Consider the following 13969-nt stretch of genomic DNA (forward strand, 5'->3'; position numbering starts at 1 on the left):
CGGCCTACCGGGTCGCCGTCAGCAGCGGGTCGATGTCAGCGGCGGCCTTGTCCAGCGCGGCCTGCACCGACGTGCTCCCGGTGAACGCCGGGGTCAGGTCGTCCTGCAGCACGGTGTCGATCTGCGGGGCCTGCGGCACCGAGGGGCGCGGCTTGGCGGTGGCCAGCTGCTTGATGAACGGGGCCAGCTCCGGCGAGGCCGCGGCCTCCTGGGCGCCCAGGGCCTGCACCACGGACATCTGCCCGGTCTTGGCCATCGCCAGCTGGAAGGTGGCGCTCTGGGTGAAGCGGATGAACTTCTCCGCCGCGTCCTGGTGCGCCGAGGCCGAGGTCATCACGATGTCCTCGCCGCCGGTCACCGAGACCGAGCCGCCGGGCCCGGCCGGCACGGGGGAGTAGACCGGCTTGAAGCTCGGGTACTGGCCCGACCAGATCCCGGTCATCCACGGCCCGTCCAGGATGTTCGCGTACTGGCCCTTGGGCAGCCCGTCAGAGGTCTGCGTCGCGCCCTTGTCCCCGGTGATCAGCTTCGGGATGTCGCCGGCCTTGTACAGGTCCACCAGCAGTTGCACGCCCGCCACGCTGGCCGGGCTGTTGAGGTAGCCGGTGGCCTTGGTCTGGTCCGCGTCGGTCACCGAACCGCCGGCCGACCAGATCCACGGGTAGAGGTTCCAGCCCTGCAGGCCGCTGTCCGCGAACACCGCGACCTTCTTGGCGGCCAGCTTCGGCGCGTCGGCCTTCAGCTCGTCGAAGGTGGCCGGCGGCGCGGCGATGCCCGCGGCCTTCAGCGCGTCCGGGTTGGAGATCAGCACCCTGGTGTTGGTGTCCAGCGGCAGGCCGTAGTAGTGCCCGGAGAACAGGTTGGTCGCCACGGTCCCCGGATAGTCCGCCGCCGCGAGCGTCTTGTAGTCGCTCATCTTCTGGTCCAGCGGCGCGAACACCCCGAGGGCGCCGAGCTTGGGCACCCAGCCGAGGTCGGCGCGCACCAGGTCGGGCAGCTGGCCGCCGGCCGCGCCGGTGGTCAGCTTCTGCAGCATCGAGTCGTAGGGGATGTCGACGTACTGGATCTTGATCCCGGGGTTGGCCTTCTCGAAGGCCGGGATGATCGTGTTGTTCAGGGCGTCGGTCTGGGTCTTGTTGCCGCCGTTGCCGTAGGTGCCCCAGAAGGTGAGCGTGACGGGACCGGAGGAGGCGGCCGGGGAGCTTGCCGACGAGCAGGCGCCGAGCAGCGACGCGCACAGCGCGGCCGCTCCCAGCATCAGTGCGCGGTCGTGACGACGACTCATGTCCATGACTCCTGTGTCGTGGTGAGGGGCTGGATGGGAGGTGTGTGTCGGGAGGAGCCGGGGCCGCACCGCCTGAGCGTCGGTGCTGCGCCCCCGGCCGGGATTGTTTTCGTTCGCCAAGCAAACTATTCGAGGCCGTATCCGGTCCGGCTCGGATAGCAGGGGTTTTACAGTGCGTTTCGCGCGGCGCCGCGGTTCTCGCGGCGCTGTTCTCCTACACCTGGATCTCGCCGGTGAGCGTCATCAGCGAGCGCAGTACGCCGTGGCGCAGCATGGTGGCCGCGGCGCCGCGGGCCCAGGTCTCGTCGGGCAGCGGGCGCACCACCAGGCGGCAGTCCCGCCCGGCGGTGGAGAAGCTGGAGCGGGCCAGTTCCTCGCTCAGCGCGTCGATGATCAGATCGGAGGCGCTGATGCCCTCGCCGGAGAGGATCACCACCGGCGGGTTGATCAGGTTGACCAGGCCGGCCAGGCCCTGGCCCAGCGCCCGGCCGGCCTCGACGAACACCTGCCGGGCCACCGGGTCGCCGCCGTGCGCGATCTCCACCGCCTCGGCGAGGCTGCCCGGGGCCCGCCCGCCGCGCTCGCCGATCGCCCGCACGATCGCCTCGTCGCTGGCGAAGGCCTCGATGCAGCCGCGCTTGCCGCAGTGGCACAGCGGGCCGCGCGGGTCGACGATGTTGTGCCCGAACTCGCCGGCCGCGCCGCTCGCGCCGTGCAGCAACTGGTCGTCGATGACGATCGCGCCGCCGACGCCCGCGCCCACGGTGACCACCGCGAAGGAGGAGGTGTCCCGCCCGGCGCCGAACCACTGCTCGGCGACGGCCAGGGTGTTGACGTCGTTCTCGATGAGCACCGGCAGGTGCAGCGCGTCGGCGAGCATCCGCTGCAGCGGCACGTCGCGCCAGTCCTCCAGCATCGGGGAGAAGCGCACCACGCCGCGGCGCCCGTCGACGTGGCCGCCGAGCCCGACGCCGACGCCGACCGTGCTGCTCGCGCCGCCGTCGGCGCGGCTGAGCAGGTCCCGGGTCAGGTCGGCCACCGCCGCCGCGACCGTGTCCGGCCGCGGGTCGGCCAGCGGCACCCGCCTGGACTGCAGCACCTCGGCGTGCAGGTCGACCACGACGCCGATCAGCTCCCCGCTGGTCACCTTCACGCCGACGGCGTTGTGCCGCTTGGCGTCGATGACCAGCGGGATCAGCGGGCGGCCGGGGCCTTCGGAGTAGCCCTCCTGCTCGGTCACGTAGCCGCCCGCGATCATCGGCTTGACCAGTTTGGTCACCGCGGCCTGGGACATCCCGATGGCCCGCGCCGCGTCGCGCCGGGAGATCGGTCCGCGCGTGAGGATGGCCGTGAACAGCGCGGCCAGGTTGCGTTCACGCGAGGACCACTGCTCCGGCTGGTGCGGCGCGGTACGGTCCATCGTCTCCGGCATCATCGCTCTTCCTTGCTCGAAGGTTCGTCGCCTGAGGTCGTCGGGGAAAGTGTGCCCCAGGCCGGGGCGTCAGCGTGTCAGGGTTCCACTACGGTCACCATCCTCGAAAGTCACCGCACGTTTCCGTAGAGCGCCGCGGTGGCCGAGGCGGTGAGCCGGTAGAGCAGGGTGCTCGTGTCGTCCTCGGTCCAGGCAAGCGTCGTCGGGTTCTGGTGTTCCAGCTCGATGGTCAGCGGCTCCACCGTCCCGTTCGCGGTGCCGGAGCTGGCCAGCGCGGAGCGGGGGATCACCAGCTCGACCCGGCCGGTGGCGGGGTCCCACTGCGGCGCGATGACGCTGGTGATGTCGGCGTCCTGCACCCACGCGCCGTTGGCCACGTGGTAGTGCAGGTAGCGGTTGTCGCTGGAGCGGCGCGCCACCAGGTAGGAGACCGGGCGCGGCAGCGTCGAGCCGTCGATGCCGACGGTGGTCGTCGCGGTCGCGGCGCCGGAGTAGTCCGCCGCGTAGACGTCCACGCCGAACTCGGTGGCGGTCTGGTAGTTGGGCAGGTGCCCGTCGGCGTTGTCGACCCGCACGTACAGGTTCGAGTCGTCGTTGGCGACCGCGACGTTGCGGATGTCGGTGTCCGGATCGCCGTTGGCGTTGTCGCCGACCTGGTCGGTGAAGTAGGGCACCGAGGACCACTGCGGCCAGTCGCCGGTCGTACCCGCGTCCACGGTGATGGTGGCGTTGGCGCCGGCCCTGGTCACCGTCGGGTAGACGCGGGTGTCGGTCTGACCGCCGTAGGCCAGCGCGGCCAGCACGTACCAGGCGCCGGTGACCGGCTCGACCATGGTGGAGACGATCGGCTTCTGCGTCACGTTCGAGGTGGCCTCGCCGGGGGGCATGTAGCCGGTCGCGGTGCGGGTGACGTACCAGGTCAGGCGGTTGAGCGCGGTGATGGTGTCACCGGTGAAGATCTCCTGGATCGCCAGATACATGCTCATCTGCGGCCACGACGGTTCTGCGGCCAGCGCCTCGTTGCCGGCCGGGCTGTAGGGCGAGGTGTAGTAGAAGTTGTCGCCCTGATAGCGCGCGATGCCGTAGGTGTCGTGGGTCAGATCCGAGGTGACCGTCGAGACGTGCGAGGCGGCGCGGCTGCTGGCGGTGTCGATGACGCCGAGTACCAGCAGCATGTCGGAGGAGGAGTCGACCGGTGAGACGCGCGCGGTGTCGTCGGTGTTGACGGCGCGGTCGTAGTAGTTCGACGGGCCGTTCCACATTCCGGCCGGGCTGGCCAGCGAGGAGCGCTGCAGCGCGGTGGCGATGCTGCCGGCCGCGGAGCTCCAGCTGTCGGCCAGGGCGGTGTTGCCCTCGGCCTGGGCGTACAGCTCGGCGGCCCAGAGCCCGGCCTCGTAGGTGGCCTGGGTGAAGGCGTTGTACTCCTGGGTCTCCTCCCAGATGGAGAAGTCCGAGGGGCCGAAGCCGTTGCTCTGGATGCCGCCGGCGATGAACCCGGCGGACTTCTGCACCGCGGGCCACATGGCGTTGAGGAACGTGGTGTCCCCGGTCTGCTGGTAGTGGCGCAGCACGCCCATCAGGAAGATGCCGATGGAGTCGTTCTCCGGCTGCACGAAGCTGACGTACTGTCCGGTCCACTCGTTGTAGGTGGTGCCGAAGGAGCCGTCGGAGTTCTGCACGCTGATCAGCCAGTTGAAGTACTTCGCGGCCTCGGCGTGGTGGCCGGCGGTGTCCATGGCCAGCGCGGTGACGGCCGAGTCGCGGATCCAGGTCTTGTAGCCGTAGGCGATCGGGTTGGTGGCCGCGGGCCAGGTGCCCAGCACCGGGTTCTGGGTCTGCTTCATCACCACCAGCGACCGGTCGTAGGCGGTGGACAGGCCGGTGTCGGTGAACGTGGAGGTGACCCGCTTTCCGGCGGCCAGCCAGTTCGCGTAGTCGGTGGTCGTGGTCTGCTGCCACGAGGTGTCGCTCGAGGCGCGGGCGGTGTCGGCGGCGGCCAGCGCGTCGCTCTGGGTGGCGGCGATCGCCAGGTAGAACGAGGTGCTCACGGTGCTGTTGGCCGGGACCGAGACGAGCTTGGACAGGGCGATGTCGACGTTGCCGGCCGTGACGCTGGTGTTGCCGGGCAGGCTGCCGTTCGCGTCGAAGGCGTACCAGGGCGCGACCGTGGCGCTGGAGGTGTTCGAGACGGTGTCGTCGCCGACCTGGTGGCCGCTGGAGGCGCCGAAGGAGCCGAGCACGATCTGGTACTGGCCGCTGGCGGACATGTCGGCGACGTCGGCGTCGCGGGTCGAGTCGTAGGTGGCGTGCACCGTGGCGCCCGAGCCGGAACCGGTGTTGTTCAGGTGCACCGAGTCCAGCACGTTCATCGTGACGGCCGAGCCGGTGGTGTTGGTCAGCCGGTAGGTCACGACCATGAAGTGCTGGTTGGGGACCATCGCGTAGTCGCGGCCGATGCTCACCGGCATCGCGGTGCCGGAGTAGGGCCCGTAGTCCGAGCGCAGGATGCCGCCCGAGTCGAGGTAGCCGGTGGCCGCGGAGAAGTTGTGCACCTGGTCGTACTTCACGCCGTGGGTCTCGTCGCGGAAGAAGCCGGTGTAGTCGACGATCTGGTTGATGGCGGACCCGGCGGAGGCGGCGCCGTTCGGGGAGTAGTGCAGCTCGCCGAGGCGCGGTCCGTACTGGGTGTTGCTGTCAGTCTGCGCCAGCTGCGGCGCCATCCAGATGCCGGTGGTGTCGCTCCAGTTGTTCATGTAGAGCGACCTGGCCGTCTCGGCGGACGGCTGGGTCGGGCTCGCCGCTCCGGCCGGCCCGGCGGCGAGCACCGACGCGGACACGGCCCCGGCTATGACGACGGCTCCGGCCGTCGCCGATCCGACGAGTCTTCGGAATCTCATCCCTGGCAGCCTCTCCTGCTTCGTTGCAGACGTGCATGATCGGACGTGGATGATCGAACTGCAGGTCGGCCGACCTGATGCGAGGCCCGGAGGGCGTGAGTCGCGGGGCGGCTCCGGGTGCGAACAGTGTCGTGCGAGTTAATTCCTTTTGTCAAGCAACTAATCGCGCGTCAGGCGGGGGTTGCCTGACCTGCGGCGAATCACCGGCGGACGCGCGCTCGGATCCAGCGGTCGACGGCTACACGCGAGCCGGGGACTAGCGGTTACGGGCCGGGACTATGGGTGTGCGCGTGCCGCGGCCCGGCTCCTTCGCGAATCAGTCTTCGTCAGCGGCGGCGTGGGCGCGTCCGGCCACCGCCGCGGCCGCGCCCACGGTGCGCCGCCAATCCGGGCCGATCGTCTCGGCCAGGGCCTGGCACACCGCCGCGGCCAGATCCGGGCCCTTCTCCGCGAGCAGCCGCCGCGCCTTCGCGGTCAGCGTCAGGGCGATCCCGCGCCGGTCCCCGCTCACCGACTCACGGGTGACCAGGCCGAAGTGGCTCAGGCAGCCGACCTGGTAGGTCAGGCGCGTCTTGGGCCGCCCGAGCAGCTCCGCGATCTGCGTCATCCGCAGGCTGGCGCCCGGCTGCTCGGCCAGGAGGCACAGCACGAGGAACTCGTCGTGCGAGATGCCGAAGGTCTGCTTGACCTGCTTGGCCATGATCTGCTCGACCGTTCCGGCCGCCGAGAGCAGCCGCATCCACAGCCGCAGTTCCTCCGGTAGCCGCGTACCCGTGTCCCCGGGCGCGCCGGTCCCGGGGCGGGCGGGCTCCGCGTCGTTGGTCATGCTCCATCGTAGCTGTCGTCCAAATTTGGATTTCATGCTAGCGTGACGTTCAAATTTGGACGAGTGCTTCGGTGCCCGCCCGCTTGACCAATCGCCGTCCGCCCTTCGCAGGAGACTTCGATGACCGCCAGCGCCCCCGGCCAGTTCGTACTCGACACCGCGCGTTCCACCATCGCCTTCCGGCACAAGACCATGTGGGGCCTGGTGACCGTCAAAGGCGCCTTCAAGGACGTCAGCGGCGAAGGCAAGCTCGACGCGGACGGAACCGCCACAGGCGTGATCAACGTGCGCGCCGACTCCGTCGACACGAAGAACAGCACCCGCGACAGGCACCTGCGCTCCGACGACTTCTTCGCCGCCGAGCGGTTCCCGGTCATCAAGTTCGACGTGCTCAGCGCCGTGCAGAACGCGGACGGCACCGTGCGCGTCGAGGGGCTGCTGACCGTCCGCGAGGTCACCCAGGCCCTCACCATCACCGCCACGCTCGCCGCGACCGAGCCCGCGAGCATCACGCTGACGACGCAGTTCGACGTCGACCGCGCCGCCTTCGGGATCACGTGGAATCAAATAGGCATGTTGCGCGGCGCCGCGACTGTCACGGCCACCCTGCGTTTCACGCGCACCGGAAGCTGAGCGCCGCGGCCACCGCGGCACGCGGGGTATAAGTGCTGGCAGCGGCGGCCGCGGTCATAGCCTTGGCTGGGGCCCGGCCGGGGCGCGTGCTCTAGCGCGGCTGGTCGGCTCGGCCGACCAGGATGATGCGCACCGCGTGCGTAATCTCGCTGACCGCGTAGATGATCCGCAGGTGGCCGACCTGAAGGCGGCGGTAGGTGCCGGATCCGCCCAGCGCGGTGGAGTCGGCCGGCCGCGGATCGGCGGCCAGCTGGTGGACGGCCGGGATCACGCCCGCGGCCGCGTCGGGGTAGGTCTTGGCGAGCGTGGACAGCTGCTCGATCGCCTCGGGTTCCCAGGTCAGCTCGTAGAGGACGGCGTCGTCTCTCACAAGGGGCGGCCGTCCGGCGCCAAGCCGAACTGCGCGGCGACCTCAGCGTGCGGGACGGTGGCGCGGCTTTGCGCGCTGACCCGCTCGGCCTCGGCCAGGTCCCGGGCGTCCTCCAGCTGCCGGTAGTACGCCAGCCGCTCCGGGCTGATCAGCACCGCGGCCGGTTCGCCGTGCTCGGTCAGCTCGACGATCTCCCCGCCGTAGCGGGCCCGGTTGACGACCTTGCCCAGGTGCGCGCGAGCCTCGCTCAGCGTGTAGGTGGTCACCCTGCAAAGTGTACGATTCGTAGCTTTTGCAGGCCAGGCCCTTTGGCGGATGGATTCGCGCCGTGCCGCGCTACTTTCCGGCGTCGTGCGCGGATTCGGCAGCCGCGGCTTCGGCCTTGGCGGCGACCTCGAGGCGGAAGTAGCCCGCCGAGTGGACCATCAGGGCCGCGAACCCGCTGACCAAGATCGCCACCCCGGCGGGCCACATGATGTGCCAGAAGCCGGCGACCACGCCGACGTACGCGAGCAGCTGTGCGAGCGACCGGGTGACGCGCACCGCGAGCGAGTTGGTCACCCGGCGCCGGAAGGTCTCCTGGTGGTTGACCATGAGCAGGGCGGCCAGCAGCGGGATGGCCACCGAGAACGCGATCACGCAGATCTTCGCCGACCAGTCCAGTCCGCTGACGGTCAGGAACGGCTGGACCAGCACCAGGCCCATCGCGATCAGCCCGCCGTAGATCACGTTGTTCTGCCGGATGAACTCCTGCTGCTGCTCAGGCTCCTGCGAGGCCTGCTCGATCCACGCCGTCTGCTGCCGCGCCTGCTCCACCGCCCGGCGCCGCGTCTCTTCCGCCGCCTGTCGGCTCTGTGCCGCCTGCTGCTCCCGGTCGACCGCCATGACGGTCATCATCGCAGGGCGGCCGCGCGAGCCGATCCCCGGTCACAGCTCGCGCGGCCTGGCTGCGGACCTCGTGGCTACTGGACGAAGCAGGCCTTCACGGTGCCGACATCGGGATCTGCGAACACGCCGTCGGTGCAGGGCACCGAGCCGGTGAAGCTGCCGTAGAAGTAGCGGCCGTCGGCGCCGAACGCGACCTCGTGCGTGCCGGAGAACGAGCAGGTCGCGTTCTCGGCGGCGCAGGTCGTCCAGGTCGCGAACGTCGGGGGCGGGCCGATGAGGTAGCAGGCCTTGGCGGTGCCAACGGCCGGGTCGGTGAACACCGCGTTCGTGCACGCAGTTCCGCCGCCTCCGAGCGTGGCATAGGAGTAGGCGCCGTTCGCGCCATACGCCACGGTCATCACGCCGCTGAAAGCGCAGGTCGCGTTCTCGGCCGCGCACTGCTGCCACGGCGCCGAGCCGGCGGGCGCGGGCTGCGCGTAACACCACTTGACCACACCTGGCGCCGGGTCGGTGAACACCGCGTTCGAGCAGGCGGTGGCGCTGGTGGCGGAGCGGTAGTTGAAGCGGCCGTTCGCGCCGTAGGCGATGACCGAGTTCGCGGTGACCGCGCACGAGCCGTTCTCGGCGGCGCACCTGGTCCAGGTGCCCGGCAGCTGCTGGTGGACGATCGGCGGCGCGGTGCCGGTCGCCGCGTATCCGAGCGTGTAGGCGCCGGGCTGGACGCCGCGGAAGTAGACGTAGGTTCCGTCGCTGTCCGCGGCGGCGATCCCGCTCGCGCCGGTGAAGGCGGAGCCGTTCCACGCGGTCGCGCCGTTGACGGTCACCGTGTGGGCCTGGCCCCAGGTCGGCACGGCGATCACGCCGGTGGACCCGGAGTTGGAGGAGGAGTCGACCTGCATCGTGAAGTCTCCGGCGGCGTCGTGGTCGTAGCCGACGTGGACGCTCTTGCCGGGTGCGACGGTGAGCGTTCCCTCCACGTGGGTCAGGTCGCCGGGATGCGGGAGCACCTGGTACGCGGCGCCGGCCGGGGCGGTCGGCGCGATGCCGAGCACGTCGGCGGTCAGCGCGCCGGTCGCGCCGCTCGACCAGCCGTGCGCGAGGCTGGTGTAAGCGCTCGGATACGCGGTCAGCACGCCGGCGCTGGAGTAGCCCTCCCAGAAGGTGCTGGCGGTGCCGAGCGGCGAGTCGAGCATGTAGCCCCACTCGTCCCGGATCAGGTTCAGCGCGTTGGTGTCGTCGTTCGCGGCGAAGCGCGCGTACAGCTCCATGGAGCCGGCGAACGGGGAGAGGTTGTCGCTGAACTCGGGTGTCTGCGCGCCGATGCTGCTCCAGTCGCCGCGCAGCGCGGCCATGACGCTCTGCGCCCGCACGCCGGAGGCCAGACCGTACCAGACGGCCAGCGAGTTGCCGTCCTGCGGATGCAGTGTGCTGCCGGGGTTGTCCTTGTACGCTCCCGCAGAGGCGTCCCAGAGCACTGCGTTGATCTGCGTCTTGAGGCCCGCGGCGCGGCTGGCGTAACCGGCGGCCAGCGAGCTGTTGCCCTCGGCCGTGGCCAGCGCCGCACCCGTGGTCAGCACCTGGTAGAGCAGCGCATTGGCCTCGATGTTCTCCCCGCCCTGGTCGCCGCGGGCCCAGTCGTTGGTCCCGGTGACGTTCAGCAGGCCATTGGCGTCGATCTTCGCGGTGATGAACGCCACGCCCCGCTGGTATCCGGCCCACACGCCATCCAGCCAGGACTTGTCGGCCGTGTACAGGTAATAGGTGTAGGTGTCGAGGAGAGTCCACAGGTGGTAGGTGTCGGAGCCGTAGAAGTCGAACTCGGGTCCGCCGTAGGGCAGCTCACCGGTCGACTTCTGGTTCTGATACATCGTGCTGAGCGAGTTGCGCACCGCCGTCATGTCGCCGGTGCTCACGTACGCGGTCGCCGTGGCGATGCCCATGTCGCCCGGCCATACCGAGCGGTCCCGCTTGGCGCCGTCCACGAGCACCTCGCTGCCGACCCCGACCAGGCCGTTGTTCTCCCAGCCCGAGGACGGCGCCGGCCAGACCCGGCCCTGCGCCGGGTCGATCGTGTCGAGTTGCACCGTGTACGCCCCGGCGTACCAGATCTGATTCAGCGCGGCGTCATTGGAGCAGAAGTAGTCCGGGTAGGCGGCGGGATCGGCGTTGCCCGGCGCGGCGGTGAAGGCGAGCGAGACGCCGTTCAGATCGACGTAGCCGCCGGAGTTGAGGAAGAGGGTCAGGTAGCGAAAGCCGCCGCGCAGCTTGTCTGCCGGCATGGTGTAGTTGCCGGGGCCGCTCACCGGCGCGATGAGGGCGCCGTCGGCTCCGCCTCCGCCGTTGGACGCGTCGCTACCGGTGCCCACGAACTGGGAGGATTCGGTGAAGGCGAGTCCGACGCTCTGGCTCGCGTCGCTGGAGCCGGCGAAGGACAGCGTGACCAGGCCGCCGACCTCCTTGCCGAAGTCGAGGGTGACGGCGGCTCCGTTGCCGGACAGTCGCGTGGACCGGCCGGTGAGCAGGTTGGCCGGGTTGGTCACGGTGCCGCTGGTGGCGAAGACGGAGCGGGGCGTGAGTGTGCGCGAGGTGGGCGAGAGGTTGTCCGCGGCGCACGGATTGGCCGCCGCCGCTTTCGGTGCCGCTGCGGCGGCGGCGCGGGTGTGGGAGTGGGTGGTCGCCGCGCCGGTGAAGGCCAGGGCGAGGGTGGCGGCGAGCACGGCGCGAGGCACGCGTGTCATGGGTCTTCTGCTCCTTTGCAGATCGTTCCCGGACGCGATGGAGGTGCTGGAGTGCGGGTGCCGGTGTGGGCTGTGTGCGTGGGCTGATAGCCGGTCCGGCCTTCCTCGCGCGTGCGCCGCCGCGGCGCGGGAAGCCGGCCGACCGTGAGATGACCGGCCCGCTGGATGCGAGCCGGTGCGGATCAGTGGATGAGCAGTTCGTGCTCTCCTGCGCCGATGTCGTCCAGCAGGAGCGCGCCGCCGGTCAGGCGTGCGTGATGCGGGGCCGCCCCGATCGCGACCGGATGACCGTCGAGGGTCGCGCGCACGGCCGCGGGGTTGGCGGGAGCGGGCGCGGCGATCTGGCCGCTGGTGCCGCGCGGGGCCGTCACGCGCAGGGTGAAGGTGGGCGCGCCGCGGCGCTGTCCGCTCTCCCATTGCACGCGCAGCGGTCCGCGCGGTGTCGGCACCTGCCCGCGTGCCCAGGTCACCGCCCCGGGGCGCGGCCGCACCGCCCAGGTCGCGAAGCCCGGACCGGTTGGTGCGGCGCCGAGCAGCTGATTGGTCAGCGCGGGCAGCACCCCGGTCGACCAGCCGTGCGCCATGCTCGTATACGTGCCCTCATACGGTGTGCCGCCGGGGCCGATGCCCTCCCAGGCGGTGATGCCCGGGTCGTGGTCGTACATCCAGCCGTAGGTGCGCTTGATCTGGTCGATCGCCGAGTCGGCCAAACCGCTCTGGAAGCGGGCGACGAGCTCCGGGTAGGAGGTGAAGGCGTAGACCCGCTGGGATGCGTCGGAGACCCCGGGCAGCGTCTCGTTGTCCATGAACGCATTGCCGTAGGCCTGGCGGGTGCTCGAAGCCAGATACGCGAGCGCGGCGGCGGCCCGGGCGGGATCGGCCACGCCCGCGGTGACCGCCATCGCGTTGCCGTCCTGCGCGTGGCGGGCCGGCCCGTCGGCACTGTCGAGGTAGGCGCCGGCCGCGGAGTCCCACAGGTGCGCGTTGACGGCGGCCGCCACGGCTGTGGCGCGTTGGCTCCAGCGCTGTGCGTCGGCGGGTTTGCCCAGCGTCGTCGCGATGCCCGCCGCGTCGTTGAGGGCCTGCACGTAGAGGGTGTTGTAGTAGGCGACCTGGCCGGAGCGGGGCAGGAAGGCGTAGTCGCCGTAGCCGCCGGTGTTGTTCAGGCCTTTGCTGAGGAGGCCGTCGGCGTCGGTGACGCTCGGGTACCAGGAGTCCAGGACGGCGAGCAGGTTCGGGTAGTAGTGGGCCGCGTAGCCGACGTCGCCGGTGTAGAGCACGTAGTCCCAGCTGGCCGTGACCCACCACAGCGGATAGTCGAACAGCGGGAGGGTGTAGCCGCCGAGGGAGGCCGGGGGTATCCATCCGTCGGAGCGCTGATGGTCCGCCAGATCCGCGAGCACGTTGCGCGCGGCGACGGCGGCGTCGGGGTGGGTCAGGTAGAGGGTGCGGCCGGAGACCGCGATGTCGCCGACGTAGGGGTCGCGGTCGCGTTTGGCGCCGTCCTGCAGCACGAGCCGGCCTTCCAGCGTCGGCGAGGCGGCGCCGCGCGGGTCGCAGTCGGTGGCCCGGAACGTGTCCGTGACCAGCTCGTTGGTGTAGGCGGCGGCGTACCAGTAGCGGGTCAGGTCGGCGTCGGAGCACAGGAACCAGCCGCCGTAGGACTGCGGGGTGCCGAGGTAGCCGGTGAACGCGATGGCAACGTTGTCAACGGCGACCGTGCCGTAAGGCAGCGCAGCGGGCGCGTCCGCGGGCAGGGCGTCCAGCGTGATCTTCAGGTAGCGGAAGCCGCGCAGTCCGTCCGCGTGGACCTGCTGGCCGCTCTGGTAGCCGGCGGTGTCGGTCCAGTCGGCGCCGCGTGCCGGGACGGCGAACTGGTCGGTGCCCGCGCCCCCGGAGAAGTCGGACCGGCTGAAGTCCGAGCGATCGCTCAGGCCCGCCACCGTCTCCGAGAAGGCCAGCCGCACGCCCGGGTGGTTGGCCGAGGCCCAGGCGAAGCGCACGCGCGGGTAGCCGACCACGACCTTGCCGAAGTCGAGCGTGACGCTCGGCGGGACGATCGGCTCGACCAGGCCCGGCCACAGCTCGTTGACCCGGGTGAACTGGCCGCGCGGGGTGTCCTGGTCGAGGGTCACGGTCAGGCGCACCTGAGTGGTCGTCACCGGGGCGGCGAAGGCGACGGGCACCTGTATGGCGCTGTTGCCGGTCACCGATCCGGCCGGCTGCCAGGCCGCGCCGTCCCAGGTCTCGACGGTGAAGTCGACCGGTACGCCGTCGGAGTTCGACAGCAGGGTGACGCCGGGCAGCGTGACGGGCGTCGGCGAGGTGATCGTCAGCACCGCCGGGTAGGTGGCGGGGTTCGCGTCGTTCCAGAAGGTGGTCGGGTCGCCGTCGATCGCGTTCGAGGGGTAGTAGGTGGTGTACGTGCCGTTGTTGCCGCCATTCGGATCGTGATACGACGAGGCGGTGGCGACCGTTCCGGCCGGCCAGGCCGGCGGTACCGGCGGCTGCGGCCGGGTGAGCACGGTGACCGCGCCGCCGGGCTCGAGCAGCGCCACCGGGTCGCGCACGTCGCCCGCGGTGGCGATCACACGGACCGGTGAAACGTTACGACTCCGCGGGCCCACGACGTGGCGGTGCCAGTCGCTGGTCGCGGCCGGGCCTGCGCCTTGCACCGCAGCGCCGCCGACCGCAGTCTCGGCTCCGCTCGCAAAGGCGGCCGCCGCTGGCTCTTGACCGATCAAGGGAAGTCCTGCGACCGCGGCGGTGGCGAACCCTGCTTTGATCAGGGTCCGCCGGCGTGGTCCGTCGTCCGGCTCCGGCATCGTTGTCTCCTTTGAAACGATTCATTGAGCGGCCGTCCCTGATGCTACAAGCAGAACCGGGGAAGGGCTAGACCC

Annotated in this window: 10 protein-coding genes; 1 reads left to right on the forward strand and 9 read right to left on the reverse strand. The window is 70.7% G+C overall.

Annotated features, from left to right (window positions below; all coding sequences use genetic code 11):
- Positions 1 to 4: 4 nt before the first annotated feature.
- The 4 genes from VFA06_RS09710 to VFA06_RS09725 all read right to left on the reverse strand — a co-directional run bounded on the left by VFA06_RS09710 (position 5) and on the right by VFA06_RS09725 (position 6440).
- Positions 5 to 1285: an extracellular solute-binding protein gene (locus VFA06_RS09710; protein ID WP_324840123.1), complete on the reverse strand. Its 1281-nt coding sequence runs from the start codon at positions 1283 to 1285 to the stop codon at positions 5 to 7.
- A 214-nt stretch (positions 1286 to 1499) separates the two neighbouring features.
- A complete protein-coding gene (locus tag VFA06_RS09715) occupies positions 1500 to 2717 on the reverse strand; it encodes an ROK family transcriptional regulator (protein WP_324840124.1) in 1218 nt (405 codons plus the stop codon).
- Positions 2718 to 2827: 110 nt separating this feature from the next.
- The gene (locus tag VFA06_RS09720; RefSeq protein ID WP_324840125.1) at positions 2828 to 5614 is read right to left on the reverse strand and encodes a glycoside hydrolase family 15 protein; all 2787 of its coding nucleotides are present in this window, start codon (positions 5612 to 5614) and stop codon (positions 2828 to 2830) included.
- A 316-nt stretch (positions 5615 to 5930) separates the two neighbouring features.
- Positions 5931 to 6440 carry a MarR family winged helix-turn-helix transcriptional regulator gene (locus tag VFA06_RS09725; RefSeq protein ID WP_324840126.1) on the reverse strand — a complete coding sequence of 170 codons (510 nt, stop codon included), beginning with the start codon at positions 6438 to 6440 and terminating at the stop codon, positions 5931 to 5933.
- A gap of 120 nt (positions 6441 to 6560) precedes the next feature.
- Here VFA06_RS09725 and VFA06_RS09730 point away from each other — a divergent pair, with 120 nt between their 5' ends.
- The gene (locus VFA06_RS09730; protein ID WP_324840127.1) at positions 6561 to 7073 is read left to right on the forward strand and encodes a YceI family protein; all 513 of its coding nucleotides are present in this window, start codon (positions 6561 to 6563) and stop codon (positions 7071 to 7073) included.
- A gap of 91 nt (positions 7074 to 7164) precedes the next feature.
- Here VFA06_RS09730 and VFA06_RS09735 read toward each other — a convergent pair whose 3' ends face one another.
- From VFA06_RS09735 to VFA06_RS09755, 5 genes are all read right to left on the reverse strand, one after another.
- Positions 7165 to 7443 carry a type II toxin-antitoxin system RelE family toxin gene (locus VFA06_RS09735; RefSeq protein ID WP_324840128.1) on the reverse strand — a complete coding sequence of 93 codons (279 nt, stop codon included), beginning with the start codon at positions 7441 to 7443 and terminating at the stop codon, positions 7165 to 7167.
- Positions 7440 to 7709 carry a type II toxin-antitoxin system Phd/YefM family antitoxin gene (locus VFA06_RS09740; RefSeq protein WP_324840129.1) on the reverse strand — a complete coding sequence of 90 codons (270 nt, stop codon included), beginning with the start codon at positions 7707 to 7709 and terminating at the stop codon, positions 7440 to 7442. The genes VFA06_RS09735 and VFA06_RS09740 overlap by 4 nt, the downstream gene beginning before the upstream one ends.
- 70 nt (positions 7710 to 7779) lie before the next feature.
- The gene (locus tag VFA06_RS09745) at positions 7780 to 8328 is read right to left on the reverse strand and encodes a hypothetical protein (protein ID WP_324840130.1); all 549 of its coding nucleotides are present in this window, start codon (positions 8326 to 8328) and stop codon (positions 7780 to 7782) included.
- 77 nt (positions 8329 to 8405) lie between these two features.
- Entirely contained in the window at positions 8406 to 11069 is a 2664-nt protein-coding gene (locus VFA06_RS09750) for a trehalase family glycosidase (RefSeq protein WP_324840131.1), read from the reverse strand.
- A gap of 182 nt (positions 11070 to 11251) precedes the next feature.
- On the reverse strand, positions 11252 to 13894 hold the full coding sequence (locus VFA06_RS09755; protein WP_349260133.1) for an alpha-L-rhamnosidase C-terminal domain-containing protein: 2643 nt from the start codon (positions 13892 to 13894) through the stop codon (positions 11252 to 11254).
- Positions 13895 to 13969 lie beyond the last annotated feature (75 nt).

It is taken from the genome of Actinocrinis sp., from assembly GCF_035653575.1.
Classification (GTDB): domain Bacteria; phylum Actinomycetota; class Actinomycetes; order Streptomycetales; family Catenulisporaceae; genus Actinocrinis.

Bases quoted from the DNA above. Each gene is read 5' to 3' on its own strand.
- VFA06_RS09710 (WP_324840123.1), bottom strand. From the start codon at position 1,285: ATGAGTCGTCGTCACGACCGCGCACTGATGCTGGGAGCGGCCGCGCTG.
- VFA06_RS09715 (WP_324840124.1), bottom strand. From the start codon at position 2,717: ATGCCGGAGACGATGGACCGTACCGCGCCGCACCAGCCGGAGCAGTGG.
- VFA06_RS09720 (WP_324840125.1), bottom strand. From the start codon at position 5,614: ATGAGATTCCGAAGACTCGTCGGATCGGCGACGGCCGGAGCCGTCGTC.
- VFA06_RS09725 (WP_324840126.1), bottom strand. From the start codon at position 6,440: ATGACCAACGACGCGGAGCCCGCCCGCCCCGGGACCGGCGCGCCCGGG.
- VFA06_RS09730 (WP_324840127.1), top strand. From the start codon at position 6,561: ATGACCGCCAGCGCCCCCGGCCAGTTCGTACTCGACACCGCGCGTTCC.
- VFA06_RS09745 (WP_324840130.1), bottom strand. From the start codon at position 8,328: ATGGCGGTCGACCGGGAGCAGCAGGCGGCACAGAGCCGACAGGCGGCG.
- VFA06_RS09750 (WP_324840131.1), bottom strand. From the start codon at position 11,069: ATGACACGCGTGCCTCGCGCCGTGCTCGCCGCCACCCTCGCCCTGGCC.
- VFA06_RS09755 (WP_349260133.1), bottom strand. From the start codon at position 13,894: ATGCCGGAGCCGGACGACGGACCACGCCGGCGGACCCTGATCAAAGCA.